23 protein-coding genes are annotated in these 26,361 nt (G+C 49.8%); 10 read left to right on the forward strand and 13 right to left on the reverse strand.

Annotated elements, in window-relative coordinates:
* The first annotated feature begins 27 nt into the window (after positions 1-27).
* The 5 genes from queF to xni all read left to right on the forward strand — a co-directional run bounded on the left by queF (position 28) and on the right by xni (position 6,664).
* Entirely contained in the window at positions 28-876 is an 849-nt protein-coding gene (gene queF, locus FEM44_RS03850; RefSeq protein WP_130221507.1) for an NADPH-dependent 7-cyano-7-deazaguanine reductase QueF, read from the forward strand.
* Between the two features lie 111 nt (positions 877-987).
* Positions 988-2,352 carry a nucleotide 5'-monophosphate nucleosidase PpnN gene (gene ppnN / locus FEM44_RS03855; RefSeq protein ID WP_064528225.1) on the forward strand — a complete coding sequence of 455 codons (1,365 nt, stop codon included), beginning with the start codon at positions 988-990 and terminating at the stop codon, positions 2,350-2,352.
* 557 nt (positions 2,353-2,909) lie between these two features.
* The gene (gene sdaC / locus FEM44_RS03860) at positions 2,910-4,199 is read left to right on the forward strand and encodes an HAAAP family serine/threonine permease SdaC (protein ID WP_064528228.1); all 1,290 of its coding nucleotides are present in this window, start codon (positions 2,910-2,912) and stop codon (positions 4,197-4,199) included.
* Between the two features lie 57 nt (positions 4,200-4,256).
* A complete protein-coding gene (gene sdaB, locus FEM44_RS03865; protein ID WP_135521223.1) occupies positions 4,257-5,624 on the forward strand; it encodes an L-serine ammonia-lyase II in 1,368 nt (455 codons plus the stop codon).
* Positions 5,625-5,908: 284 nt separating this feature from the next.
* On the forward strand, positions 5,909-6,664 hold the full coding sequence (xni, locus tag FEM44_RS03870) for a flap endonuclease Xni (protein WP_135521221.1): 756 nt from the start codon (positions 5,909-5,911) through the stop codon (positions 6,662-6,664).
* Positions 6,665-6,768: 104 nt separating this feature from the next.
* Here xni and fucO read toward each other — a convergent pair whose 3' ends face one another.
* From fucO to FEM44_RS03905, 7 genes are all read right to left on the reverse strand, one after another.
* On the reverse strand, positions 6,769-7,917 hold the full coding sequence (fucO, locus tag FEM44_RS03875) for a lactaldehyde reductase (RefSeq protein WP_135521220.1): 1,149 nt from the start codon (positions 7,915-7,917) through the stop codon (positions 6,769-6,771).
* A 27-nt stretch (positions 7,918-7,944) separates the two neighbouring features.
* Positions 7,945-8,592 (reverse strand): L-fuculose-phosphate aldolase, encoded by a 648-nt coding sequence (fucA, locus tag FEM44_RS03880; protein WP_135521218.1) that lies wholly within the window; start codon positions 8,590-8,592, stop codon positions 7,945-7,947.
* Positions 8,593-8,715: 123 nt separating this feature from the next.
* A complete protein-coding gene (locus FEM44_RS03885; RefSeq protein WP_135521216.1) occupies positions 8,716-9,714 on the reverse strand; it encodes a LacI family DNA-binding transcriptional regulator in 999 nt (332 codons plus the stop codon).
* A gap of 64 nt (positions 9,715-9,778) precedes the next feature.
* On the reverse strand, positions 9,779-11,359 hold the full coding sequence (locus FEM44_RS03890; RefSeq protein ID WP_135521214.1) for an FGGY-family carbohydrate kinase: 1,581 nt from the start codon (positions 11,357-11,359) through the stop codon (positions 9,779-9,781).
* A 52-nt stretch (positions 11,360-11,411) separates the two neighbouring features.
* Positions 11,412-12,362 (reverse strand): ABC transporter substrate-binding protein, encoded by a 951-nt coding sequence (locus tag FEM44_RS03895; RefSeq protein ID WP_135521212.1) that lies wholly within the window; start codon positions 12,360-12,362, stop codon positions 11,412-11,414.
* Positions 12,363-12,435: 73 nt separating this feature from the next.
* Complete coding sequence (locus FEM44_RS03900) at positions 12,436-13,419, reverse strand: ABC transporter permease (protein ID WP_135521210.1); 984 nt, start codon at positions 13,417-13,419, stop codon at positions 12,436-12,438.
* Positions 13,420-13,422: 3 nt separating this feature from the next.
* A complete protein-coding gene (locus tag FEM44_RS03905; protein WP_135521208.1) occupies positions 13,423-14,922 on the reverse strand; it encodes a sugar ABC transporter ATP-binding protein in 1,500 nt (499 codons plus the stop codon).
* A 465-nt stretch (positions 14,923-15,387) separates the two neighbouring features.
* Here FEM44_RS03905 and fucI point away from each other — a divergent pair, with 465 nt between their 5' ends.
* The 3 genes from fucI (at position 15,388) to fucU (ending at position 19,114) form a co-directional block, all read left to right on the forward strand.
* Complete coding sequence (gene fucI / locus FEM44_RS03910) at positions 15,388-17,163, forward strand: L-fucose isomerase (RefSeq protein WP_135521206.1); 1,776 nt, start codon at positions 15,388-15,390, stop codon at positions 17,161-17,163.
* A gap of 108 nt (positions 17,164-17,271) precedes the next feature.
* A complete protein-coding gene (gene fucK, locus FEM44_RS03915; protein ID WP_135521204.1) occupies positions 17,272-18,690 on the forward strand; it encodes an L-fuculokinase in 1,419 nt (472 codons plus the stop codon).
* Between the two features lies 1 nt (position 18,691).
* Complete coding sequence (fucU, locus tag FEM44_RS03920; RefSeq protein WP_135521202.1) at positions 18,692-19,114, forward strand: L-fucose mutarotase; 423 nt, start codon at positions 18,692-18,694, stop codon at positions 19,112-19,114.
* A gap of 41 nt (positions 19,115-19,155) precedes the next feature.
* On the opposite strand, the gene rlmM is transcribed toward fucU, so the two are convergent.
* The 4 genes from rlmM to FEM44_RS03940 all read right to left on the reverse strand — a co-directional run bounded on the left by rlmM (position 19,156) and on the right by FEM44_RS03940 (position 22,158).
* A complete protein-coding gene (gene rlmM / locus FEM44_RS03925) occupies positions 19,156-20,256 on the reverse strand; it encodes a 23S rRNA (cytidine(2498)-2'-O)-methyltransferase RlmM (protein ID WP_130214557.1) in 1,101 nt (366 codons plus the stop codon).
* A complete protein-coding gene (locus tag FEM44_RS03930; protein WP_000203905.1) occupies positions 20,249-20,644 on the reverse strand; it encodes a DUF423 domain-containing protein in 396 nt (131 codons plus the stop codon). The genes rlmM and FEM44_RS03930 overlap by 8 nt, the downstream gene beginning before the upstream one ends.
* Positions 20,645-20,662: 18 nt before the next feature.
* Complete coding sequence (gene gcvA, locus FEM44_RS03935; RefSeq protein ID WP_130207706.1) at positions 20,663-21,580, reverse strand: glycine cleavage system transcriptional regulator GcvA; 918 nt, start codon at positions 21,578-21,580, stop codon at positions 20,663-20,665.
* Between the two features lie 350 nt (positions 21,581-21,930).
* On the reverse strand, positions 21,931-22,158 hold the full coding sequence (locus FEM44_RS03940) for a YgdI/YgdR family lipoprotein (protein ID WP_130207708.1): 228 nt from the start codon (positions 22,156-22,158) through the stop codon (positions 21,931-21,933).
* Between the two features lie 191 nt (positions 22,159-22,349).
* Between FEM44_RS03940 and csdA the strand changes: the two genes are divergently transcribed.
* Positions 22,350-23,555: a cysteine desulfurase CsdA gene (csdA, locus tag FEM44_RS03945; RefSeq protein ID WP_135521200.1), complete on the forward strand. Its 1,206-nt coding sequence runs from the start codon at positions 22,350-22,352 to the stop codon at positions 23,553-23,555.
* Entirely contained in the window at positions 23,555-23,998 is a 444-nt protein-coding gene (gene csdE / locus FEM44_RS03950; RefSeq protein ID WP_130207712.1) for a cysteine desulfurase sulfur acceptor subunit CsdE, read from the forward strand. The genes csdA and csdE overlap by 1 nt, the downstream gene beginning before the upstream one ends.
* A 56-nt stretch (positions 23,999-24,054) precedes the next feature.
* Here the strand turns inward: csdE and tcdA are convergent, their stop codons facing one another.
* Both tcdA and mltA read right to left on the reverse strand, forming a co-directional pair.
* Positions 24,055-24,861, reverse strand: coding sequence for a tRNA cyclic N6-threonylcarbamoyladenosine(37) synthase TcdA (gene tcdA, locus FEM44_RS03955; protein WP_000117724.1), 807 nt, complete (start codon positions 24,859-24,861; stop codon positions 24,055-24,057).
* Positions 24,862-25,099: 238 nt separating this feature from the next.
* The gene (gene mltA / locus FEM44_RS03960) at positions 25,100-26,197 is read right to left on the reverse strand and encodes a murein transglycosylase A (RefSeq protein WP_130214565.1); all 1,098 of its coding nucleotides are present in this window, start codon (positions 26,195-26,197) and stop codon (positions 25,100-25,102) included.
* Positions 26,198-26,361 lie beyond the last annotated feature (164 nt).

The following is a 26,361-nucleotide window of genomic DNA, read 5'->3' on the forward strand; positions in this document are numbered from 1 at the left end:
AGTTTATCTGGTTTATGACGGTGAAACATGTCTTCTTATGCAAACCATCAGGCACTTGCGGGCCTGACTCTTGGAAAATCAACCGATTACCGGGATACCTATGACGCCAGCCTGCTACAAGGCGTTCCACGTAGTTTGAATCGCGATCCGCTGGGCCTGAAAGCAGATAATCTGCCTTTTCACGGTACGGATATCTGGACGCTATATGAACTCTCCTGGCTGAATGCGAAAGGTTTGCCGCAGGTTGCCGTGGGTCATGTTGAACTTGATTACACCAGCGTAAATCTCATTGAGTCGAAGAGTTTTAAACTCTATCTCAACAGCTTTAACCAGACACGCTTTAACAATTGGGAGGAAGTGCGCCAGACGCTGGAGCGCGACTTAAGCACTTGCGCCCAGGGTAACGTTAGCGTGGCGTTATATCGTCTTGATGAACTGGAAGGTCAGCCGGTGGGGCATTTCAATGGCACCTGCATTGATGACCAGGATATCGCTATCGATAACTATGAATTCACCACTGACTATCTTGAGAATGCCACCAGCGGCGAGAAAGTGGTGGAAGAAACACTCGTTAGCCACCTGCTGAAATCAAACTGCCTGATTACTCATCAACCAGACTGGGGATCTATCCAGATTCAGTATCGTGGACGCAAGATTGACAGGGAAAAACTGCTGCGTTATCTGGTTTCTTTCCGTCATCATAACGAGTTCCATGAACAGTGCGTAGAGCGCATTTTTAATGATCTGTTACGCTTCTGCCAGCCAGAGAAATTAAGCGTTTACGCACGTTATACCCGTCGTGGCGGTCTGGACATTAACCCATGGCGCAGTAACTGTGATTTTGTCCCATCGACAACCCGTCTGGCACGGCAATAAAATTTTTCTCAATTTTGCGTGCTGGATTCACGCATAAGGTTGTGAAAGGTCATCAGGCAGGGCTATTGTAATCAAAGGGAATGACGATAATCGTCCCATAAGGAGTTTTTCTTGATTACACATATTAGCCCGCTTGGCTCCATGGATATGTTGTCGCAGTTGGAAGTGGACATGCTTAAACGCACCGCCAGCAGCGACCTCTATCAACTATTTCGCAACTGTTCACTCGCTGTTCTGAACTCCGGTAGCCTCACCGATAACAGCAAAGAATTGCTGTCCCGTTTTGAGAATTTCGACATTAACGTGCTACGCCGTGAACGCGGCGTTAAGCTAGAACTGATCAATCCTCCGGAAGAAGCTTTTGTCGATGGGCGTATAATTCGCGCCTTGCAGGCCAACTTGTTCGCTGTCCTGCGCGACATTCTCTTCGTCTATGGGCAAATCCATAACACCGTTCGTTTTCCAAATCTGAATCTCGACAACTCTGTTCACATTACCAACCTGGTCTTTTCTATCTTGCGCAATGCTCGCGCGCTGCATGTAGGTGAAGCGCCCAATATGGTGGTGTGCTGGGGTGGTCACTCCATCAACGAAAACGAGTATTTGTATGCCCGTCGCGTTGGTAATCAGTTGGGGCTGCGTGAGTTAAATATTTGCACTGGCTGTGGTCCAGGCGCGATGGAAGCGCCGATGAAAGGCGCGGCGGTCGGACACGCCCAACAGCGTTACAAAGACAGCCGTTTTATTGGTATGACTGAACCATCGATTATCGCCGCTGAACCGCCTAACCCGCTGGTTAACGAACTGATCATTATGCCGGATATCGAAAAACGTCTGGAAGCGTTTGTCCGTATCGCCCACGGCATCATTATCTTCCCTGGCGGTGTGGGTACAGCGGAAGAGCTACTGTATTTGCTGGGAATTTTAATGAATCCGGCCAACAAAGATCAGGTCTTGCCATTGATCCTCACCGGCCCGAAAGAGAGTGCTGATTACTTCCGCGTACTGGACGAGTTTGTCGTGCATACGTTAGGAGAAAACGCGCGCCGCCATTATCGCATCATCATTGATGACGCTGCAGAAGTAGCCCGTCAGATGAAAAAAGCGATGCCGCAGGTGAAAGAAAACCGTCGCGATACGGGCGATGCCTACAGCTTTAACTGGTCAATGCGTATTGCGCCAGATTTGCAAATGCCGTTTGAGCCGTCTCACGAGAATATGGCGAATCTGAAACTTTATCCGGATCAGCCAGTTGAAGTGCTGGCCGCCGACCTGCGTCGTGCGTTTTCAGGCATTGTAGCCGGTAACGTAAAAGAAGTCGGCATTCGCGCCATTGAAGAGTTTGGACCATACAAAATCAACGGTGATAAAGAGATCATGCGCCGTATGGACGACCTGCTTCAGGGGTTTGTTGCCCAACATCGTATGAAGTTGCCAGGCTCTGCCTACATCCCTTGCTACGAAATCTGCACCTAATCCCCCTTTCCCCGGTAACGTTTGTTGCCGGGTTTTTCTCTTTTTTGGTCGCTCACTAATCAATCTATTTCATTTGTTAAATGAATGTTTCAGTACGTCATCATGTCATTAATATCACCACCTGCAATATGTCATACAATTTATGTTGCAGCGCAAACGTTTCCCTTAATTTGAAGACCGCATTTTATCTCCGCAAAAAAGAAAATCTTGCAATCATTAACTAAAAGTATTGATTTTTTCAGTTCAACCTACATATATTGCGCGCCCCGGAAGAGGCCAGATGTCGTTAATCTGCCAAATATTGCCCTTAAATTCTCTTTTACTTTTGATTTACAGAGTAAAGCGTTGGGATTATCTATCTTCCAAGTAGATTATTGTATTTGAGATCAAGATCACTGATAGATACATAACTTGTGTGTATCTTTCCGCCCTCAAATTATTACGGCGGAAAATGATTAAGCCATCGCCGATAGACAGATTTCATTTTTACGGCCAGGCACCTTCCCGGGCTGAACTGGCTAAAAGCTGAATTATTTGCATTCCTCCAGGAGAAATAGATGGAAACGACTCAAACCAGCACGATTGCGTCGAAAGACTCTCGCAGTGCCTGGCGCAAGACAGATACCATGTGGATGCTGGGCCTTTACGGCACGGCGATCGGCGCGGGCGTGCTGTTCCTGCCAATCAACGCCGGTGTTGGCGGTATGATCCCGCTGATCATCATGGCTATCCTTGCGTTCCCGATGACGTACTTTGCGCATCGTGGCCTGACTCGCTTCGTGCTGTCTGGCAAAAACCCAGGCGAAGACATCACCGAGGTAGTAGAAGAACATTTTGGTATTGGCGCAGGTAAACTGATTACCCTGCTTTACTTCTTCGCTATCTACCCGATTCTGCTGGTTTACAGCGTGGCAATCACCAACACGGTTGAAAGCTTCATGTCTCACCAGCTGGGTATGACGCCGCCGCCGCGTGCGATTCTGTCACTGATCCTGATCGTGGGTATGATGACCATCGTTCGCTTCGGTGAGCAGATGATCGTTAAGGCGATGAGTATTCTGGTATTCCCGTTTGTTGGCGTACTGATGCTGCTGGCTCTGTACCTGATCCCGCAGTGGAACGGCGCAGCACTGGAAACTCTGTCTCTGGACACTGCATCTGCAACCGGAAACGGTCTGTGGATGACCCTGTGGCTGGCAATTCCGGTTATGGTGTTCTCGTTCAACCACTCTCCGATCATCTCTTCTTTCGCCGTTGCGAAGCGTGAAGAGTACGGCGATATGGCAGAACAGAAATGCTCGAAGATCCTGGCATTCGCTCACATCATGATGGTGCTGACCGTAATGTTCTTCGTATTCAGCTGCGTACTGAGCCTGACTCCGGCAGACCTGGCTGCGGCTAAAGAGCAGAACATCTCGATTCTGTCTTACCTGGCTAACCATTTTAACGCGCCGATCATCGCGTGGATGGCTCCGATTATCGCGATTATCGCTATCACCAAATCCTTCCTGGGCCACTACCTGGGCGCACGTGAAGGCTTCAACGGTATGGTGATCAAATCACTGCGTGGTAAAGGTAAGTCTATCGAAATCAACAAGCTGAACCGTATCACTGCGCTGTTCATGCTGGTAACGACCTGGATTGTTGCCACCCTGAACCCGAGCATCCTGGGTATGATTGAAACCCTGGGCGGCCCAATCATCGCGATGATCCTGTTCCTGATGCCGATGTACGCCATTCAGAAAGTACCGGCAATGCGTAAATACAGCGGTCACATCAGCAACGTATTCGTTGTCGTGATGGGTCTGATTGCAATCTCCGCAATCTTCTACTCTCTGTTCAGCTAAGTCCTTTCGCGCCGCTTTCGGGCGGCGCTTCCTCCGTTTTAACGCGATGTATTTCCTATGATTAGCGTATTCGATATTTTCAAAATCGGCATTGGCCCTTCCAGTTCTCATACCGTTGGACCAATGAAAGCGGGTAAACAATTTACCGACGATCTGATTGCCCGTAACCTGCTTAAAGACGTGACCCGCGTGGTGGTTGACGTCTATGGTTCGCTCTCTCTGACCGGCAAAGGGCACCACACTGATATCGCCATTATTATGGGCCTGGCAGGGAATCTGCCGGATACCGTGGATATCGATTCTATCCCTGGTTTTATTCAGGATGTGAATACTCACGGTCGCCTGATGCTGGCAAACGGTCAGCACGAAGTCGAGTTTCCGGTTGATGAATGCATGAACTTCCATGCCGATAACCTTTCTCTGCATGAGAATGGCATGCGCATTACCGCGCTGGCGGGCGATAAAGTTGTTTACAGCCAGACGTATTACTCCATCGGCGGTGGCTTTATCGTTGATGAAGAGCATTTTGGCCAGCAGGATAGCGCACCGGTTGAAGTTCCATATCCGTACAGTTCTGCTGCCGATCTGCAAAAACATTGCCAGGAAACCGGGCTGTCACTCTCTGGTCTGATGATGAAAAACGAGCTGGCGCTGCACAGCAAAGAAGAGCTGGAACAGCACCTGGCGAACGTCTGGGAAGTGATGCGTGGCGGTATTGAACGCGGTATTGCCACCGAAGGCGTGCTGCCGGGCAAACTGCGCGTTCCACGCCGTGCGGCGGCACTGCGCCGGATGCTGGTCAGCCAGGATAAAACCACCACTGACCCGATGGCGGTTGTTGACTGGATCAACATGTTCGCACTGGCAGTGAACGAAGAGAACGCTGCGGGCGGTCGCGTGGTGACTGCGCCGACTAACGGTGCGTGCGGGATTATCCCGGCAGTGCTGGCGTACTACGACAAGTTTATCCGCGAAGTGAACGCTAACTCACTGGCTCGTTACCTGCTGGTAGCCAGCGCGATTGGTTCTCTTTATAAGATGAACGCGTCGATTTCTGGTGCCGAAGTGGGTTGCCAGGGTGAAGTTGGCGTGGCGTGCTCAATGGCGGCGGCGGGTCTGGCAGAACTGTTAGGCGCAAGCCCGGCGCAGGTGTGCATCGCGGCGGAAATCGCCATGGAGCACAACCTCGGTCTGACGTGTGACCCGGTCGCTGGGCAGGTTCAGGTACCGTGCATTGAGCGTAACGCCATTGCGGCAGTGAAAGCGGTGAACGCCGCGCGTATGGCACTGCGCCGTACCAGCGAACCGCGCGTCTGCCTCGATAAAGTTATCGAAACCATGTACGAAACAGGTAAAGACATGAACGCCAAATACCGCGAAACCTCTCGCGGCGGCCTGGCGATGAAGATCGTTGCCTGCGATTAATCTCTCTCCAGAGGCCTCGTTTTGCGAGGCCTCACATTGTTGAGAATGTGCCTGTTGTTTATGTCGGATGCGGCGTAAACACCTTATCAGACCTATAAAACAGCGCAAATTCAATAGATTGCAATTCTTTTGTAGGCATGAAAAGCGTAGCGCATCAGGCAATTTGGCGTTGTCATCAATATCAGACCTCGTTTTGCGAGCCCTCTTCCTGTTTTCTCATCCAGTCGTAGCCTGTTCCGGTGACCAATGTTACCCTTATCGCCTGATCTTTAAGGGGGAATATTGTGGCTGTTCATTTGCTTATCGTCGATGCACTGAATCTTATTCGTCGCATTCATGCCGTGCAGGGTTCACCCTGCGTCGAAACCTGCCAGCACGCCCTTGATCAACTTATTATGCACAGCCAGCCAACTCATGCAGTTGCCGTATTCGATGATGAAAACCGCAGTAGCGGCTGGCGTCATCAGCGCCTGCCTGATTACAAAGCGGGTCGCCCGCCAATGCCGGAAGAGTTGCACAACGAAATGCCCGCATTACGCGCAGCCTTTGAGCAACGCGGCGTCCCGTGCTGGTCAGCCAGCGGCAACGAAGCCGATGACTTAGCCGCCACGCTGGCGGTCAAAGTGACTCAAGCCGGGCATCAGGCAACCATCGTTTCGACAGATAAAGGCTACTGTCAGCTACTTTCACCTACATTACGTATTCGCGATTATTTCCAGAAACGCTGGCTGGATGCACCGTTTATCGATAAAGAATTTGGCGTTCAACCGCAGCAATTACCCGATTTCTGGGGGCTGGCGGGGATCAGCAGTTCAAAGGTGCCAGGCGTTGCGGGAATTGGGCCCAAAAGCGCCACGCAGTTGCTGGTCGAGTTTCAGAGTCTGGAAGGGATCTATGAGAATCTGGATGCGGTTGCCGAAAAGTGGCGCAAGAAATTAGAAGCCCATAAAGAGATGGCGTTTCTGTGCCGCGATATTGCCCGCTTACAGACTGATTTGCATATCGACGGCAATTTACAGCAATTGCGGTTGGTACGGTAACGGCGAGCTGGATGCAAACGATTATCAACACATTGAATTTAATGCACTTATATGCCGGATAAGACGCGGCTAGCGTCGCATCCGGCATCAACACATCAGCGCATTTACCAGGCGGTATGGTAAAGCTCTACAATATCCTCAAGCGTTGCTTCACGCGGGTTGCCACCGGTACAAACATCATCCAGTGCCGCCTGCGCCAGTGCCGGAATGTCTTCTTTGCGTACACCAACATCACGCAAATGTGGCGGAATACCGACATCACGGTTGAGAGCAAACACCGCTTCAATGGCGGCATTACGCGCCTCATCCAGGCTCATACCTTCCACTTTCACGCCCATAACGCGCGCGATATCGCGGTACTTCTCACCGGTAAAGTCAGCGTTATAGCGCATGACATGCGGTAACAGGATGGCGTTCGCAACACCGTGTGGAGTGTTATAAAACGCGCCCAGTGGATGCGCCATACCATGCACCAACCCTAACCCAACATTCGAGAAGCCCATACCCGCAACATACTGCCCGAGCGCCATTTCTTCTCCGGCATCCTTATCACCAGCAACCGATCCTCGCAGCGCCCCAGCAATGATTTCAATCGCTTTAATGTGCAGCGCATCGGTTAGCGCCCACGCGCCACGGGTAATATACCCCTCAATAGCATGAGTGAGCGCATCGACACCCGTCGCAGCTTTCAGTGCCGGTGGCATACCATCCATCATGTCAGCGTCAATAAACGCTACCTGCGGAATATCATGCGGATCAACGCAAACAAACTTACGACGTTTTTCTTCGTCAGTGATCACATAGTTAATGGTCACTTCTGCCGCAGTGCCTGCCGTGGTGGGGATCGCCAGAATTGGCACGCTGGGTTTGTTGGTCGGTGAAAGCCCTTCCAGGCTGCGCACATCGGCAAACTCAGGGTTATTGCTGATGATACCAATTGCTTTACAGGTATCCTGCGGGGAGCCACCGCCGATGGCGATTAGATAATCCGCGCCACTGTTCTCAAATACGCCAAGCCCTTCTTTTACTACACTGATTGTCGGATTCGGAACTACACCGTCGTAAATTGCCCACGCCAGTCCTGCGGCATCCATCTTATCGGTCACTTTCGCGACCACGCCGCATTGCACCAGCGTTTTATCAGTCACGATCAGCGCCTTGTTGTAACCACGGCGTTTTACCTCATCAGTAAGAGCACCAATCGCACCGCGCCCAAACCATGCTGTTTCGTTCAGAATCATTCTGTTAGCCATCGTCCTTCTCCTTGTTGCTTTACGAAATTACTCTTCAATCCGTAATCCATAGGTTTTGAATTTTTCCAGCACCACGGCAATCTCTTCATCGCTCAGTACCGGCACAGGGTCTGTAATCGCCAGAGTACTCAGATAAAGCTGTGCCAGCACCTCAACTTCTTGCGCCAGCCATAACGCTTTCTCCAGATTAACCTCACAAGCTATAAGCCCATGATGTTGTAACAGAATTGCTTTACGGTTTTTGAGAGCCAGCGCAACATGTTCGGAAAGTTCGCGAGTCCCAAAAGTCGCATAAGGCGCGCAAGGAATAGAGTTACCTCCAGCGGCCGCAATCATGTAATGGATAGCGGGGATAGGTCGGTTGAGTATGGAAACTGCCGTACAGTGGATGGCATGGTTATGGACAACCGCGCTGACATCCGGTCTGCTTTGATAGGCCGCCATATGGAAACGCCACTCACTGGACGGAATTTTGCCCTCTTCGTATTTGCCGTTGTCATCAACATAGACAATCATATTTTCCGTCATTCTTTCATAAGGAATACCGCTTGGCGTAATTAACATGCCATTTTCAAAACGCGTACTCACATTTCCAGCGGTACCCTGATTTAACCCGAGACGCGTCATTTCCAAACAGGTTTCAATTATTTCACGGGATAAACGTGTTCTTTCCATCTCTATTCTCCAGATACAGGTTCAGCTCGCCTTATTGCGTAAGACTGCACCGCAAATGAAGACGGGTCATGGGAGTAACCATTGAATATTTTTATCCAATGGCTGATTGTTGTTCCGCGATGATTATTTTTTTCTTCTACGTTTAATTAACTTCATTTCTACTTTAACCGTTTTTTTCACCGGTTTTTCTTCAAGGGCGCTTAACATCATTTCGAATGCTTTTTCAGCCCACGCATTTTCATCCTGCTGCATTGACCAGACATTATTAGCGAGAAATCCCAACATAGGGTGTTCATCGAAAGTACCTATATTGATTTCTGGCGGTACAGCGCCAAAGCGATCGCGAATCGCACGAACGGCTCCCTCAAGCACCGGTAAAGACGAGGCGATAAATGCCTGCGGACATCCCTGCTCTTCAATGAGTTTTTCCATAATGACATAGCCGCCTTCAGGAGTATTTACCGGGCCTTCCCTCACCCAATCGCGATGGGTAATCCCTTTTTTTGCCAACGCATTCAAATAACCTGTCAGACGATCGCTAATACTCGGCAAACCGGCATCTCCCAGCAAAAACCATACTGGTGCCTGCCCGGCCTCAAGAATATTTTGTGTCAGTTTTTCACCGCCAGAAATATTATTACTCTCTACCAATGCGTTATCGGTATATTTAAAATCACGATCGAGTAAAACCATTGGCTTACGAATTTTGCGTAAATGATGCTGCTGATTTTCCAGCGTCGAAGGAACAATAAAAAGACCATCTACATTTCGTGCAATAAATGCTTTCGTCAATTTATTTTCATAGTCAACGTCATCATAAGTACAACTGATCGTAAGTTGATATCCGGAACGTCGACAGCGTTGTTCGAGTTTTTCAGCCAGCGTAGCAAAAAAGACGTTGGATATGTTGGGAACAATCAACCCTAATGTATCAGTTTTGTTAAGTTTAAGACTGCGAGCGGAATGATTAATGATATAACCATAGCGTTCAACATATTCATTGATACGCGTTTGAGTTTTGACGCTGATTCGATATTGTTCCGCTTTTCCATTTAGCACCAGTCGCACGGTCGTAACCGATAACTTCAGGTCGCTGGCTATCTGCTCTACTGTTTTAGCCATAGGTTTTTCCCAGTTAACATCCAGACGTCAAATCACAATCATAAAAGTATTTTCAACTTTTGTCTTATTGCATCAGTTGGTTAACCGCCTGTTGTTGCTCCCAAAGCGTCAGGTAAACCTGGTATTTACGCTCTAAAAATTCACGGCGTTGTGGGTTTGCCAGAATAACCTCTCCGGCTTCAACCATTGCTTTGCACGCAGATGAAAAATCCCCCCATGCTCCGCTGGCAACAGCACCGCTAATTGCTGCGCCCAACGTAACGGCATCTTCTTCTTGCATAAGGTGGATATCGCAGCCTGTCACGTCGGCATATTCGCGTAGCCACAAGGGGTTGTGCGTTGCACCACCACATAACGTTAATCGGGTAATGCTATGCCCATTTTCCCTCAGAGTTTCAATAATATGTCTGGTGCCAAAGGCTATTGCCTGTAAAGTCGCAAGATAAAGTCGCGCGATCTGATTTTCACCACGCTCCAGCGTTAAGCCATAAACACTGCCTCTGGCATCGGGCCGCGCTCGTGGCGAGCGGTTGCCGTGATGATCGGCAAGCACATGTAAATTTCGTGTGGGTTCTGACTCGTTATCTTCCAGGGCGGCTACCCATTCATTAATCAGTTGAATCGCATGGCACCCGCGTTGTTGCGCCTTGTTAAAGAGATTTGCGCTTGCCCCGGACTCCTGAAGCGTCCACTCCACCAGCGCCCCTGCGGCGCTTTGCCCGCCTTCGGTTAGCCAGTAATTTGGCAACATGGCCGACCAGTATGGTCCCCAGACGCCAGGTGTAAATATCTCTTTTTCACTGCACAGCATATGGCAATTCGACGTTCCGCTTATCAATGCCAGCGTTCCTGATGGCTGCGCGCCAGCCAGCGCCACGCCACCGGCATGGGCATCAATCAAGCCACTGGCCACGATAATATCTGTCGTTAATCCTAATTCTTCAGCAGCTGTGGCAGTTAACGTTCCCACGGCAGCACCAGGCGGAAGAATTTCGGTGGGAATTTTTTCGAGCATGTCGGTCAGGTCTATCGATCCCAGTAAGCTATGGCTAAAACGTTGCTCATGAGCCAGATAATTCCATTTACACGTTAGCGTGCATAATCCCGCGACGTCTCGCCCTGTTGCTTTCCAGACCAGAAAATCCGCCAGATCGAAAAAGCGATGAGCTGCCTGCCAGGTTTGCGGTAGATGCGTCTTCAACCAACGTAACTTTGGTAGCTCCATCTCGACGCTCACTTCGCCGCCAACGTAGCGTAATGCGGGATCGTTCGTCGCGTTAATCTGCGCCGTCTCGACGGTTGCACGATGATCCATCCACATAATGATGTCGTGATTTGCAGATCCACTGGGTGAAACCGCTAAACCCTGGCCTTGTTCATCAAGAACAACCAGCGAGCAGGTAGCGTCAAAACCCAGCGAGCGAATTGCGGAAATGGGGATGCCTGCCAGAGCTGTCGCCTCTTTCACCGCTTTACAGACCTGTTGCCAGATCTCAGCCGAAGACTGCTCGACACGCTCGCCGCCAGGGCGAAACTGGGAGACGGGGGCAGTAGCGAATGCCAGCCTGCGGCCGCTGGCACTGTAAACACCTGCCCTGACACTGGCCGATCCGACATCGACACCGAGAAAATAACCGTTATGCATAAAGCCTCCCTGACGCTGGAGATAACGGGGATGAAAATTCATCCCCAATTTTTTATTTCTTACCGAATGGGTGCAGGAGTTTGTCGATTTCTGGCGTGTTAATGTTCTCGGCATTAACAAATTTCACGGGAATATCGATCTCTTTTTCAACGGCTTGCCCCGAGAGAGCCGCGTTCAAGGTTTTGATCCCCTGATAGCCAATCTGGTATGCATCCTGAACAACAAAGCCCTGAATGACGCCGTTCTTCAGGAAGTTAATAATCGCTTCCGTACTATCAAAACCAATGACCTTCACTTTACCTTTCAGATTCTGGCTATCAATGGCATTCGCGACCCCGAGCGTTGAACCTTCATTGGTGCCATAGATCCCAGCAAGATCGGGGTTGGCCTGAATCATATCGATAGTTTTATCCATCGCTTTTTGTGGGTCACCGTCGCTGTATTGAACAGGTAATACTTTGATGTCAGGGTATTTTTCTTTCATACGTTCCATGAAGCCTTCCGAGCGTTCAATAGCGGAAGAAGTTCCTGCAACGTGCGCGATAATCCCAACTTTCCCTTTATTATTTACCTGCGCGGCTAACGCATCAGCTGCCTGAGCCCCTGCTTTACGGTTATTGGTTGCGACAAAACTCACCGGAATGTCTGAATTGATGCCTGAATCAAAGGTCACTACTTTAATACCGCGTGAGTTTGCCGTTTCTACCAGTGGGGCGAGCGCATTCGCGTCGAGGGCTGCCAGAAGCAAGCCATTCGGTTTCTGCGCCATCGCATTTTCGACTAACTGAATTTGCTCGGCTATTTGCGTTTCATCAGCCGGGCCAACATAGCTGGTTTTATCCCCCAACTCTTTAGCCGCAGCTTCAGTTCCCATTTTTACGGTTTGCCAGAATTCATGTTGGAAACCTTTACTAACAACCGGAAGATTTAAATCCTTAGCCAGTGCGCTGGAACTTACGCAAGCCAGCAGAGATAACGCATAGACAAAATTCCTGGTTTTCATTGTTGTACTCCGTTCTGAGTGAATCACCCTTAACGTCAGGGCAGTTGTTTCCCGATAAAACAGGGAGCCTAAGTCAACGAATCTTTTTGCGTAATGTATCGAGGTAAACGGCAGCGACCACAACTACGCCCATCGCGACCATTTGCCAGAACTGGGAGACGCCCATTAAATTGAGGCCATTTTTCAGTACACTCATAATGAAAGCGCCAATGATGGTGCCGCCAATAGTGCCTATTCCGCCCATCAGGCTGGTTCCGCCAATCACTACCGCCGCAATCGCTTCCAGCTCATAACCCACACCTACCGTTGGCTGCCCGGAATTCAGACGAGATGCGAGGATGACGCCAGCAATCCCCGTTAATAAGCCACAGAAGGCATAAACGAAAATTTTCACGCGCTGAACTTTAATACCGGAAAGATGGGCGGCAACTTCATTACTACCGACGGCATAGACGTAGCGACCGATAACGGTTTTCTTCAAAATGTACGCAGCAAAAAGCGCCACTATCACGAGGTAGAAGACGGGATAAGGAAGTACATCAAACAAGCGTCCCTGGGCGAGCATTTTGAACGTCGGGTAATCGGCAAAATAGATTGCGCGCCCGTCGGTCATCACCATATTGATCCCCCTGACGGACATCATCAGACCCAACGTGGCGATAAACGGTGGAATGGTCATTTTTGTGACCAACAATCCATTGATATACCCACACAATCCCCCGGCCAACACACCAGCAATAATACAAATGGGCAGGGGCAATCCTAACGTAGCGCAAATACCCACAGCGACACCAGAGAACGCCACCACCGACCCTAGTGAAAGGTCGATTCCGGCAGTAATAATGACGAAAGTTACGCCAATAGCCATGATGCCGATTACCGACGTTTGCAGAGCAATCGTCATGATATTTTCGGTATTAAAGAAAAATGGCGAGCTAAAGCTAAAAAACAGGACAAGAATAATCAAGCTGAAGAGTGGCGCCAGGCGCATCAAGAGTTCTTTATTAATTTTTATTTTCTTATTATTGCTGTCTGAAGAGGTTACAGAGATGGTCATATTTTAATCCTCTAACGTCGCGTATTGCATAATTTTTTCTTGCGTGGCTTCATTCGCGCTAAGTTCGCCAGTAATTCGACCACTGCGCATCACTAAAATACGGTCGCACATTCCTAACACCTCTGGCAATTCAGAAGAGATCATGATGATTGATTTCCCTTTTGCCACCAGGCGATTCATTAACTCATAGATTTCCAGTTTAGCGCCAACATCAATGCCGCGAGTGGGTTCATCGAAGATTAAAATATCAGTATCTTTACACACCCAACGTGCAATTATAATTTTTTGCTGGTTTCCTCCACTTAGATTTAATGCAGCCTGTTCAAGATTTGGCGTTTTAATCCTTAACGCTTTTACCTGTTCCTCACTGGTTTGTTGGCAACGACGCGAATCGACATTCCCAAAACGATCGGAATACTCCGGGTAATTTCCTAACATAATATTTCGTTCAACCGATAAATTCAGCGCCAGTCCTTCTTTTTTGCGGTCTTCCGTCAGGTAACTAATCCCCTGCTGAATGGCATCCGAAATATCTTTAATAACGGTTTTCTTACCATTTAATTTTAGCGTTCCGCTGTCAATGGAGTCCGCACCAAAAATCGCACGCGCAAGTTCAGTACGCCCCGCGCCCATCAGTCCGGCAAAGCCAAGAATCTCGCCACGATAAAGCGTGAAATTAATATCGTTCAGTACGCCTTTTCGTGTTAGCCCATTAACCTCCAGAACAGGAATCCGCTGCAGCAAGGCCTCGCGGCGAGGATAGATATTCCCTAAATCTCGACCAACCATCATGGCAATCAGATCGCTGATTTTTACGCATTCATAATCCACAGTGCTAATGTACTGACCATCGCGCATTACAGTCGCGCGGTCGGCAATTAGCGCCAGCTCTTCCAGACGGTGGGAGATATACACAATACCGGTCCCCTGCTCTTTCAATAACCGGGTAACGCGAAATAAGCTTTCAATTTCAGTTTCTGTTAACGCGGCAGTGGGTTCATCCATAATTAATATCTTCGCGTTAACAGAAATGGCTTTAGCTATTTCCACCATTTGCTGCTGTGCAACCGTAAGGTCGGCAACCAGAGTATCTGGTTTGATCGCCAAATTTAATTTTTGCAAAATTTCAATCGTCGCCTGGCGTTGCTGTTTTTCATCCAGACGCCAGCGATTTTTTTTACAAAACTCCCTGCCGATAAAAATATTTTCTTCTACTGTAAGCTCGGGGAATAAATTAAATTCCTGGTGAATAATAGTAATACCTACGTTTTGCGCACTTAACGGATCAGAAAATGAGACTGGTTTATCTTCAAAAATTATTTCACCTTCATCAGGTTGATAAACCCCCGACAAAATTTTCATTAAGGTGGATTTTCCTGCACCATTTTCACCTAATAATGCATGAACCTCGCCCCGGCGTAGGGTAAATTGCACATCATTAAGCGCCAACACTCCAGGAAAGCGTTTGGTGATATGCTTCATTTGCAAAAATGTTTCGGACATTGCAGCTTTCCTCAATAATCAGAAACTGAAAATGTGAAGTACGGCATAAACGTCGCTACTAAAGCCATCTCCACTGTGATACGAATAACGTTTGAATAGATATTCATCGCATCTTATTTTTCGCGTTTGCTAACTCGAGTTAGCGATCGCCTTTTAAAGCTATTTTAGGTATACAAATTAGCCAAATTATTTCAGTTAAAACTGTGATGCATAACCATTAAAATGTAATAACTACATGATTATTAAGATTATTATTTTTTATCCTGTTAAATAATAATTTGACAGAGATCGAATTTTAACCACTTCTCGTGACCCCCCTCACATTTCAACAACAAAAAAGTTGTGTACAAAAACCCCACACACCTAAGCTAACTCGAGTTAGCAATTAATGACCAATACTACTGCTTCGGTGGTTTCCTTTCTCCGCCTTAGCAGAGCGCCAATAAAGCGAGATGAGGAATCCTGATGAAAATTAATACGTTACCGAAAATTGGTATCCGTCCGGTTATTGATGGCCGTCGCATGGGCGTGCGTGAGTCGCTTGAAGAACAAACGATGAATATGGCAAAAGCGACCGCGGCGCTGCTGGCGGAGAAACTCCGCCATGCCTGTGGCACTCCCGTTGAATGCGTAATTTCTGATACCTGCATCGCCGGTATGGCCGAATCTGCTGCCTGCGAAGAAAAATTCAGCCGCCAGAATGTAGGCCTCACCATTACGGTAACGCCTTGCTGGTGCTATGGCAGTGAAACCATCGACATGGATCCAACCCGCCCGAAAGCCATTTGGGGCTTTAACGGCACTGAACGCCCCGGCGCTGTTTACCTGGCAGCGGCTCTGGCAGCTCACAGCCAGAAAGGCATCCCGGCATTCTCCATTTACGGTCATGACGTTCAGGATGCCGATGACACATCGATCCCTGCCGATGTTGAAGAAAAACTGCTGCGCTTTGCCCGCGCCGGTTTGGCAGTCGCCAGCATGAAAGGTAAAAGCTATCTGTCACTGGGCGGCGTTTCAATGGGCATCGCCGGTTCCATCGTTGACCACAACTTCTTTGAATCCTGGTTGGGGATGAAAGTCCAGGCGGTGGATATGACCGAACTGCGCCGCCGTATCGATCAGAAGATTTACGACGAAGCCGAACTGGAAATGGCGCTGGCCTGGGCTGATAAAAACTTCCGCTATGGCGAAGATGAAAATAACAAACAGTATCAACGCAATGCCGAGCAAAGCCGCGCTGTTCTGCGCGAAAGTTTACTGATGGCGATGTGTATCCGCGACATGATGCAAGGCAATAGCAAACTGGCCGATATCGGTCGCGTGGAAGAATCACTTGGCTACAACGCCATTGCTGCAGGCTTCCAGGGACAACGTCACTGGACCGATCAATATCCAAATGGCGACACCGCCGAAGCGCTCCTCAACAGCTCATTTGACTGGAATGGTGTGCGCGAACCGTTGGTCGTGGCGACGGAAAACGACAGTCTCAACGGCGTGGCAATGTTGATGGGTCACCAGCTCACCGGCACCGCTCAGGTGTTTGCCGATGTGCGTACCTACTGGTCACCAGAGGCGATCGAACGCGTAACGGGGCACAAACTGAGCGGGCAGGCAGAACACGGCATTATTCATTTGATCAACTCCGGTTCTGCTGCGCTGGACGGTTCCTGTAAACAGCGCGACAGCGAAGGTAAACCGACCATGAAGCCACACTGGGAAGTCTCTCAGCAAGAGGCTGATGCTTGCCTTGCCGCTACCGAATGGTGCCCGGCGATACACGAATATTTCCGTGGCGGCGGTTACTCTTCACGTTTCCTCACCGAAGGCGGCGTTCCGTTCACCATGACCCGTGTCAACATCATCAAAGGCCTGGGACCAGTACTGCAAATCTCGGAAGGCTGGAGCGTGGAGTTACCGGAGGATGTGCATGACATCCTCAACAAACGCACCAACTCTACCTGGCCAACCACCTGGTTTGCTCCGCGCCTCACTGGTAAAGGCCCCTTTACTGATGTGTACTCGGTAATGGCAAACTGGGGCGCAAACCACGGCGTTCTGACTATCGGTCACGTTGGCGCAGACTTTATCACTCTCGCCGCAATGCTGCGTATCCCGGTGTGTATGCACAACGTTGAAGAGAGCAAAGTGTATCGTCCTTCTGCCTGGGCCGCGCACGGTATGGATATTGAAGGCCAGGATTACCGTGCATGCCAGAACTACGGCCCGTTGTATAAGCGTTAATACATTACCCCCTGATGTTATGCCCGGTCACTCCGGCTACCGGGTCTGGACAAGCAAGAGTGGTTAGCCGGATATGCAATGTTATCCGGCTATATTGCAGGAGCGATTATGAAACAAGAAGTTATCCTGGTACTCGACTGTGGAGCGACCAATGTCAGGGCCATCGCGGTTAATCGGCAGGGAAAAATCGTTACCCGCGCCTCAACGCCTAATGCCAGCGATATCGCAATGGAAAATAGCACCTGGCACCAGTGGTCTTTAGACGCCATTTTGCAACGCTTTGCTGATTGCTGTCGGCAAATCAGTAGTGTGCTGGCTGGATGTCACATCCGTGGCATCGCCGTCACTACTTTTGGCGTAGATGGCGCGCTGGTTGATAAACAGGGCAATCTGCTCTATCCGGTCATTAGCTGGAAATGTCCGCGAACGGCGGCGGTAATGGACAATATTGAACGGTTGATCTCCGCACAACAGTTGCAGGCTATTTCTGGCGTAGGAGCTTTTAGTTTCAATACGTTATATAAATTGGTGTGGTTGAAAGAAAATCATCCACAACTGCTTGAACAAGCGCATGCCTGGCTATTTATTTCATCGCTGATTAACCACCGTTTAACCGGCGAATTGACGACTGATATCACCATGGCCGGAACCAGCCAGATGCTGGATATTCAGCAACGCGATTTCAGCCCGCAAATCTTGCAAGCTACCGGTATTCCACGTCGTCTCTTCCCTCGCCTGGTGGAAGCGGGTGAACAGATTGGCATGCTACAAAACAGAGCCGCAGAAATGCTCAGCTTACCCGTTGGCATACCGGTGATTTCCGCAGGTCACGATACCCAGTTCGCCCTTTTTGGCGCTGGTGCCGAACAAAATGAACCCGTGCTCTCTTCCGGTACATGGGAAATTTTAATGGTCCGCAGCGCCCAGGTTGATACTTCGCTGTTAAGTCAATACGCCGGTTCCACCTGTGAACTGGATAGCCAGGCGGGGTTGTATAACCCGGGTATGCAATGGCTGGCATCCGGTGTGCTGGAATGGGTGAGAAAACTGTTCTGGACTGCTGAAACTCCGTGGCAAATGTTGATTGAAGAGGCTCGTCTAATCGTGCCTGGCGCGGATGGCGTGAAAATGCAGTGTGATTTATTGTCGTGTCAGAACGCTGGCTGGCAAGGAGTGACGCTTAATACCACGCGGGGGCATTTCTATCGCGCGGCGCTGGAAGGGTTAACCGCGCAATTACAGCGCAATCTACAGATGCTGGAAAAAATCGGGCACTTTAAAGCCTCTGAATTATTGTTAGTCGGCGGAGGAAGTCGCAACACATTGTGGAATCAGATTAAAGCCAATATGCTTGATATTCCGGTAAAAGTTCTCGACGACGCCGAAACGACCGTCGCAGGAGCTGCGCTGTTCGGTTGGTATGGCATAGGGGAATTTAACAGCCCGGAAGAAGCCCGCGCGCAGATTCATTATCAGTACCGTTATTTCTACCCGCAAACTGAACCTGAATTTATAGAGGAAGTGTGAAATGCTGAAAACAATTTCGCCGTTAATTTCTCCCGAACTATTGAAAGTGCTGGCAGAGATGGGACATGGAGATGAAATTATTTTTTCCGATGCTCACTTTCCCGCCCATTCGATGGGACCGCGGGTGATCCGCGCTGATGGCCTGTTGGTGAGCGACTTGCTTCAGGCGATTATCCCGTTATTTGAACTGGACAGTTATGCACCGCCGCTGGTGATGATGGCGGCGGTAGAAGGTGACACTCTCGATCCTGAAGTAGAACGACGTTACCGTAATGCGCTTTCACTACAAGCCCCGTGTCCTGACATCATCCGCATCAATCGTTTTGCGTTTTATGAACGGGCGCAAAAAGCCTTTGCGATCGTTATCACAGGCGAACGAGCGAAGTACGGGAATATTTTGCTGAAAAAAGGGGTGACACCATAATTTTAAAATTACGACCGGAGTTAACACTCCGGCCTTGCTTGTTACCGTTCGTCGCGACGACCACCCACCGCAGCCCATATACGACGGACGTGCACCGTCACTTCTTCGCGATCGTGATACAACTGACGCGCCTGAATCTGAGCATTTATGCCATGTTCATCAAGCTGTGCCTGAATATACGCCAGATTGTGTGATACTTCTTCGTAGCGTTTTTTCATCGGCAATTTAAGGTTGAAGATAGTTTCACGACACCAGCCATTAACCAGCCACTGCGCCATCAAAGCCGCGACCTTCGCCGGTTTTTCCACCATGTCACACACCATCCACGAGATATTGCTACGTGTCGGGCGGAATTTAAAACCATCTTCCCGCAGCCACGTTACTTGTCCGGTATCCATCAGACTTTGCGCCATCGGGCCGTTATCAACGGAGTAAACCCACATGTTGCGCTTCACCAGTTGGTAGGTCCAGCCGCCCGGGCAAGCGCCCAAATCCACCGCCCACATCCCGTTCGCCAGGCGTTCATCCCATTCATCCGCAGGAATAAACACATGAAATGCCTCTTCCAGTTTGAGTGTGGAACGACTTGGTGCATCTGCCGGAAACTTCAGGCGCGGAATACCCATATAGAACGGCGAGTTATTATTGCTGTAGGAGTAGCCGGTATAACAGCAGCCTGGCGCGATAAAGAACACATGCACCACTGGACGCTTCGGCGTTTCATAGCTCGCCAGGACGCCCGCATCACGCAAGGCAGCCCGTAACGGTACAGTAAATTTGCGGCAGAATTTCAGTAACTCTTTACTTTCGTTGGTGTCCGCGACTTCAACACGCAGTTCGCCGCCCTTCTCTACCACACCCTGCAACATGCCAACTATTGGCGTAATGCGGTCTTCCTGCGGCAAATGCTGGAGCAGTTCTCCCACCACAAACCACTGGCGGGCAAAAATTAATGAACTAAATGGCAGTTCACGGATTAACTTATCGCCATCTTCCGCTTGATAACATTCATAAATCACATAACCCGCATTCTCTTTTACACGGGCAAAACCGAATATTTCCCGCTGCCCGGCTTTATCGGTAATTTCTGCGGCGCACTCTTTTTCAAAGCCCGGACGGCACAACAATACAACTTTATTCATGACTTACGCCCTTGCGCTTTAAACGGATAGCACCAACTAACATTAACGCCCAGCCAGCAAGGAAGCTTACGCCGCCAACCGGAGTGACAAACGCCCATAAACGCAGATGAGACAGCGCCAGGCAATAAAGGCTGCCGCTGAACAGCACCGTACCTAGCGCCAGAAAGACGCTACTCCAGTAAAACCAGATACTGATGCGACGTTGCATTGCCACCGCCAGACCTAAAATTGCCAGCGTATGAAATGCCTGGTATTCGAGGCCGGTCTGGATCCAGCCCATTTCAACGGCGCCCATGGTTTTACTTAAAACATGCGCACCAAAAGCACCCAGAGCGACAAAAATGAAGCCGCTAATGGCGGCGAAAATCAGCATAAAACGGCTGGTCATGGTCGTACCCTACATAAATTATTGTTCATAACGAAAGCGGAATTTTTCTTGTTCAGCAGCGGCTTTCGCCAGGATCCATTGGCGAAAGGCGGCTATTTTACCCAGTTCTGCCTGGCTGTCATGACATACCAGATAAAACGCATTTTTACTGACCAATACGTCATTAAACGGGCAAACAAGGCGTCCGGCCTCGATTTCAGATTGCGCCATCACGTTATTTGCCAGCGCAACCCCCTGCCCGTGAATGGCTGCTTGTAGCACCATGGCGCTATGGCTGAAGATTGGCCCTTGCTGAACATTAATATGAGTCAGCCCCAACTGGCGGGTATATGTCTGCCAGTCTCGCCGGGAGGCATCGTGTAATAACGTATGTTTAGCCAGATCTTCCGGCGTCTTCAAGGATTTCTCACCGGTTAATAGTAAAGGCGAACACACTGGCAACAGGTATTCGGCGTAAAGCTTTTCCACCCGTAGCCCCGGCCAGTTGCCTCGGCCATAAAATATCGCCACGTCGACATCATCCGCCAGTTTATCCTCCTGACGATCAACCGCCTGGATTCGAACGTCGATTCCCGGATAAGCTGAATTAAAGCTGGAAAGTCGCGGTACCAGCCAGTGGATGGCAAAACTGGGGAGTAAGCTGACCGTCAATGCCCCTTTGGCGCTACGGGCCTGGAGTTTACGCGTCGCTTCGGTTAATTGCGAAAATATCTCTTTGATATCGAGAAAATAGCTTTGCCCTTCCTCGGTCAATAGAAGTGAACGATTACGGCGGCGGAACAGTTTTAGCCCCAAAAAATCCTCAAGGGACTTGATTTGATGACTTACTGCGGCCTGGGTCACAAAAAGCTCTTCTGCTGCACGCGTGAAGCTTAAATGGCGGGCTGCGGCATCAAAAACTCGTAAGGCATTTAGCGGTGGTAATCGTTTAGACATGGCTTTTAAACTTTGATGTTAAATGAATTTAACAATTAGATCACACTGTGTAACCTATTAGTTTTTTTAATCTGAGCCATTATAAATTGTCCGTTGAGCTTCTACCAGCAAATACCTATAGTGGCGGCACTTCCTGAGCCGGAACGAAAAGTTTTATCGGAATGCGTGTTCTGGTGAACTTTTGGCTTACGGTTGTGATGTTGTGTTGTTGTGTTTGCAATTGGTCTGCGATTCAGACCATGGTAGCAAAGCTACCTTTTTTCACTTCCTGTACATTTACCCTGTCTGTCCATAGTGATTAATGTAGCACCGCCTAATTGCGGTGCTTTTTTTTACCTTGCGATCGCGAATTACTGATCCAGTTCGACCATCTCTTTCACGTCGGTACGGTTGATCTGCTGTTTGTTGCCATTAGCGTCTTTATAAGAAATCATACCGGTTTCATCATCCGTCATCGGCTTACCATCAGATACAATGGTACGTCCGTCGTTGGTGTGCATCACATAGTTCGAACCGGAGCAGGCGCTAAGGGCAAAAGTCAGCATACAGGCAGAGATAATGGCGGCAGTCTTTTTCATCTTCTTCTCCTTAAAGCGATTACTAAATCTTAATAATATTGATTAACAGGCTAAAATTAACGCCTAACACTATTCAGCATATGTTACTGACGCGGCTTCGACAGGATATCCAGACGATTCCGATGGTTAGCACTCACCTTGTTTCAAAGTGAATTTTGCGTCACGATCGGCGAATCAAGCCGAGGAGTCTCATGAACGTTTTTAATCCCGCGCAATTTCGCGCCCAGTTTCCCGCGCTACAGGATGCGGGCGTTTATCTCGATAGTGCAGCGACCGCACTCAAACCCGAAGCTGTGGTTGAAGCAACCCGGCAGTTCTATAGCCTGAGCGCCGGAAACGTCCATCGCAGCCAGTTTGCCGAAGCCCAACGCCTGACCGCACGTTATGAAGCTGCACGGGAAAAAGTAGCGCAATTGCTAAATGCACCGGATGATAAAACTATCGTCTGGACGCGCGGCACCACCGAATCCATCAACATGGTGGCACAATGCTATGCCCGTCCGCGTCTGCAACCGGGCGATGAGATTATTGTCAGCGTGGCAGAGCATCACGCTAACCTCGTTCCCTGGCTAATGGTTGCCCAACAAACCGGAGCCAAAGTGGTGAAACTGCCGCTTAATGCGCAACGGTTGCCGGATGTCGATTTATTGCCGGAGTTAATTACTCCCCGTAGTCGAATTCTGGCGTTGGGCCAGATGTCGAACGTCACTGGCGGTTGCCCGGATCTGGCGCGAGCGATTACCTTTGCTCATTCAGCCGGGATGGTGGTGATGGTTGATGGTGCTCAGGGCGCAGTGCATTTCCCTGCCGATGTTCAGCAGCTGGATATCGATTTCTATGCTTTCTCTGGTCACAAACTGTATGGCCCGACGGGTATCGGCGTGCTTTACGGCAAACCAGAACTGCTGGAAGCGATGTCGCCCTGGCTGGGTGGCGGCAAAATGATTCACGAAGTGAGTTTTGACGGCTTCACTACTCAATCCGCGCCGTGGAAACTGGAAGCCGGAACGCCAAATGTCGCTGGTGTCATAGGATTAAGCGCGGCGCTGGAATGGCTGGCCGATTACGATATCAACCAGGCAGAAAGCTGGAGCCGTAGCCTGGCGACGCTTGCAGAAGACGCTCTGGCTAAACGTCCAGGCTTTCGTTCATTCCGCTGTCAGGACTCCAGCCTGCTGGCCTTTGATTTCGAGGGTGTTCATCACAGCGATATGGTGACGCTACTGGCGGAATATGGTATTGCCCTGCGCGCCGGGCAGCACTGTGCTCAACCGCTGTTGGCAGAATTAGGCGTAACCGGCACTCTGCGCGCCTCTTTTGCGCCATATAATACAAAGAGTGATGTGGATGCGCTGGTGAATGCCGTTGACCACGCGCTGGAATTATTGGTGGATTAATGACGAACCCGCAATTCGCCGGACATCCGTTCGGCACAACCGTTACCGTAGAGACGTTACGCGATACTTTCGCGCCATTGACGCAATGGGAAGACAAATATCGCCAGCTGATTATGTTGGGGAAACAGCTTCCTGCGTTGCCAGACGAATTAAAAGCACAGGCCAAAGAAATTGCCGGATGTGAAAACCGCGTCTGGCTTGGATTTAACGTTGCAGAAAACGGCAGGATGCATTTCTTTGGTGATAGCGAAGGGCGCATTGTGCGCGGTCTGCTGGCCGTATTGCTGACTGCCGTTGAGGGCAAAACTGCCGCCGAGTTACAAGCACTGTCGCCGCTGGCATTGTTTGATGAGCTGGGGTTGCGTGCGCAACTTAGCGCCTCTCGCAGTCAGGGATTGAATGCGTTAAGCGAGGCAATTCTCGCCGCGGCGAAGCAAGCTTGATGTTACACAGTTCCAGGTCGGATAAGACACACCAGACGTCGCATCCGACCTAATGTTTACCCCTGACGTGCCGCTTTCGCCATCATCTTCTTCAGCGCATGAGAAACCGCAACAAACCCAAAGGTGGCGGTTACCATCGTCGCGGCGCCAAATCCAGATGCACAATCCATCCGCTTTGGCCCTTCCGCGGTGGCTTTCATTGCACAGACCGTACCGTCTGACTGCGGGTACACCAGTGCTTCGGTAGAGAACACGCAATCCACGCCGAGCTTACCTTTACTGTTTTTCACCACGCCGAAATCGCTTTTCAGGCGCTCGCGCAGCTTCGCCGCCAGCGGATCCTGAATCGTTTTCGCCAGATCGGTAACCTGAATCTGCGTCGGATCAATCTGCCCACCAGCGCCACCGGTCGTGACTAGCGGGATTTTATTGCGCCGACAATAAGCAATCAGCGCCGCTTTGGGTCGTACACTATCAATGGCATCAATTACATACGAATAACCTGCACTCATGTATTGCGCTACGTTATCCGGCGTCACGAAGTCATCTACTACTGTTACACGGCACTCAGGGTTAATCTGGCGAATGCGCTCCGCCATCACTTCCGCTTTTGCCAGCCCGACGTTATCTCGCAGCGCGTGAATTTGCCGATTGGTATTAGTGACACACACATCATCCATATCGATAAGCGTGATTGCGCCAATCCCCGTGCGCGCCAGCGCTTCCGCCGCCCAGGAACCGACACCACCGATACCAACCACACAAATATGCGCATCAGCGAACAATTGCAACGCTTTTTCACCATACAGACGCGCAGTGCCACCAAAACGCTGACGCCATGCATCACTAATTACAACAGACATAGCACCTCAGAATTAAAAAGGGCGAGGTTATCCCTCACCCTAAACGCATAAATGCCTGATGCGCTACGCTTATCAGGCCTACATTACTCCTGCAATATATTGAATTTGCATGATTTGTAGGCCGGATAAGGCGTTCACGCCGCATCCGGCATGAACAACGCGCACTTAGTCAACAATCAGGAGGTGAGATTATCCCTCACCCTGCCTTATCCCTAAAAACGGCATAAAGAATAACACATCAACCACTAAAGACGTTACCTGCGCCCGGGGCCGTTTTTAGCACCCAAACACGACCATAGTGATTATACCAACCTGCGCGGTGTCCGGCTTCCGGCCCGATTCCTTGATAGATATCGAAGTGTTGGCCTTTGATTGCACCACCGACATCTAACGCCACCATCAGACGCAGTTCGTACTGACCATTAAATTTGCCGTTATTATCCAGCAGCGGCACTTCTGCCAGCAAGGTTGTACCTGGCGGGATAATGGAACGATCGGAGGCCACCGAAGCGCGACCAACCAGCGGCACCGCACTTGCCCCTTTCACCGGTGCAAAAGACTGCGGTTTAAAGAAGACGAAAGACGGGTTCTGTTCCAGCAGCTCACGAACTTCGGCTTCACTGTGTGTTTCACCCCAGTGACGAATCGCCTGCATCGACATATCTTCTTTTTTCACTTCGCCACGATCGATCAACACCTTGCCAATACTGCGATAGGCATGACCATTCTTTCCGGCATAGCTGAAGAAGTTAAGCGGACTGCCATCACCAAAATCAATATACCCGCTACCCTGCACATCCATAATGAAGTTATCCATCAGAGAGTTGCTGTAAGCGAGGATATATTTATCACTCAATGCACCCGCGTAGATCTCCGCGCGAGACGGCAAACGCCCACGTTTTGGCGGCATTCGATAAATAGGATACTGGAACTCGCCCTGACGAGTATGGCGCGCCTGAATCACCGGCGTGTAATAGCCCGTAAATTGCACGTTACCGTAATTATCTGCACCTTCCATCTGCCAGGCATCAATGCCGAACTGGCGCATATTGCGGGTATCACCGCCTGCACGCAGCCACTCCTGCACGGCGTTATAAACGCTACTCTGGTTGCCATACAGACGCGGCGACGCGTTGCGGATATGGTTAATTTGTTCGGCGAAATCACCGGCGTTAATCGGCGCGCCAACAGCATCTGGTTGGTTCACCAGAGAGAAAGGCTGGGTAAATTTCCCGTCTTTATATTGCTGTCCGCGATCGGTTGGTTTGGAGGAGCAGGCGGCCAGTATCGTCACAACCGCGCCCATAAGAAGGTACTTTACCCAACGTCCTTTCATTGTTCTCTTCTTCAGGTTAAAAATAAGGCGTTAATGAAGATAACAAACCGTCGCCTTTAATGAAATCCGTAGTGTTCCCTGATGCAAATTTTGTACAAAAAACAGACTTCAATGCTTTGTTTTTGTTCAAAATCATGCCAAATCCGTGATCCGAGTAAAAAAAA

The organism is Escherichia sp. E4742 (assembly GCF_005843885.1).
Taxonomy (GTDB): Bacteria; Pseudomonadota; Gammaproteobacteria; order Enterobacterales; family Enterobacteriaceae; genus Escherichia.

What these genes read in the sequence shown, in the direction of transcription:
- sdaC (WP_064528228.1), top strand. Translation starts at nt 2,910, where the DNA reads ATGGAAACGACTCAAACCAGCACGATTGCGTCGAAAGACTCTCGCAGT.
- FEM44_RS03905 (WP_135521208.1), bottom strand. Translation starts at nt 14,922, where the DNA reads ATGTCCGAAACATTTTTGCAAATGAAGCATATCACCAAACGCTTTCCT.
- mltA (WP_130214565.1), bottom strand. Translation starts at nt 26,197, where the DNA reads ATGAAAGGACGTTGGGTAAAGTACCTTCTTATGGGCGCGGTTGTGACG.
- csdA (WP_135521200.1), top strand. Translation starts at nt 22,350, where the DNA reads ATGAACGTTTTTAATCCCGCGCAATTTCGCGCCCAGTTTCCCGCGCTA.
- fucA (WP_135521218.1), bottom strand. Translation starts at nt 8,592, where the DNA reads ATGGAAAGAACACGTTTATCCCGTGAAATAATTGAAACCTGTTTGGAA.
- FEM44_RS03900 (WP_135521210.1), bottom strand. Translation starts at nt 13,419, where the DNA reads ATGACCATCTCTGTAACCTCTTCAGACAGCAATAATAAGAAAATAAAA.
- queF (WP_130221507.1), top strand. Translation starts at nt 28, where the DNA reads ATGTCTTCTTATGCAAACCATCAGGCACTTGCGGGCCTGACTCTTGGA.
- sdaB (WP_135521223.1), top strand. Translation starts at nt 4,257, where the DNA reads ATGATTAGCGTATTCGATATTTTCAAAATCGGCATTGGCCCTTCCAGT.
- fucI (WP_135521206.1), top strand. Translation starts at nt 15,388, where the DNA reads ATGAAAATTAATACGTTACCGAAAATTGGTATCCGTCCGGTTATTGAT.
- fucO (WP_135521220.1), bottom strand. Translation starts at nt 7,917, where the DNA reads ATGGCTAACAGAATGATTCTGAACGAAACAGCATGGTTTGGGCGCGGT.
- FEM44_RS03895 (WP_135521212.1), bottom strand. Translation starts at nt 12,362, where the DNA reads ATGAAAACCAGGAATTTTGTCTATGCGTTATCTCTGCTGGCTTGCGTA.
- FEM44_RS03890 (WP_135521214.1), bottom strand. Translation starts at nt 11,359, where the DNA reads ATGCATAACGGTTATTTTCTCGGTGTCGATGTCGGATCGGCCAGTGTC.
- FEM44_RS03885 (WP_135521216.1), bottom strand. Translation starts at nt 9,714, where the DNA reads ATGGCTAAAACAGTAGAGCAGATAGCCAGCGACCTGAAGTTATCGGTT.
- fucU (WP_135521202.1), top strand. Translation starts at nt 18,692, where the DNA reads ATGCTGAAAACAATTTCGCCGTTAATTTCTCCCGAACTATTGAAAGTG.
- rlmM (WP_130214557.1), bottom strand. Translation starts at nt 20,256, where the DNA reads ATGAATAAAGTTGTATTGTTGTGCCGTCCGGGCTTTGAAAAAGAGTGC.
- gcvA (WP_130207706.1), bottom strand. Translation starts at nt 21,580, where the DNA reads ATGTCTAAACGATTACCACCGCTAAATGCCTTACGAGTTTTTGATGCC.
- FEM44_RS03940 (WP_130207708.1), bottom strand. Translation starts at nt 22,158, where the DNA reads ATGAAAAAGACTGCCGCCATTATCTCTGCCTGTATGCTGACTTTTGCC.
- tcdA (WP_000117724.1), bottom strand. Translation starts at nt 24,861, where the DNA reads ATGTCTGTTGTAATTAGTGATGCATGGCGTCAGCGTTTTGGTGGCACT.
- fucK (WP_135521204.1), top strand. Translation starts at nt 17,272, where the DNA reads ATGAAACAAGAAGTTATCCTGGTACTCGACTGTGGAGCGACCAATGTC.
- csdE (WP_130207712.1), top strand. Translation starts at nt 23,555, where the DNA reads ATGACGAACCCGCAATTCGCCGGACATCCGTTCGGCACAACCGTTACC.
- FEM44_RS03930 (WP_000203905.1), bottom strand. Translation starts at nt 20,644, where the DNA reads ATGACCAGCCGTTTTATGCTGATTTTCGCCGCCATTAGCGGCTTCATT.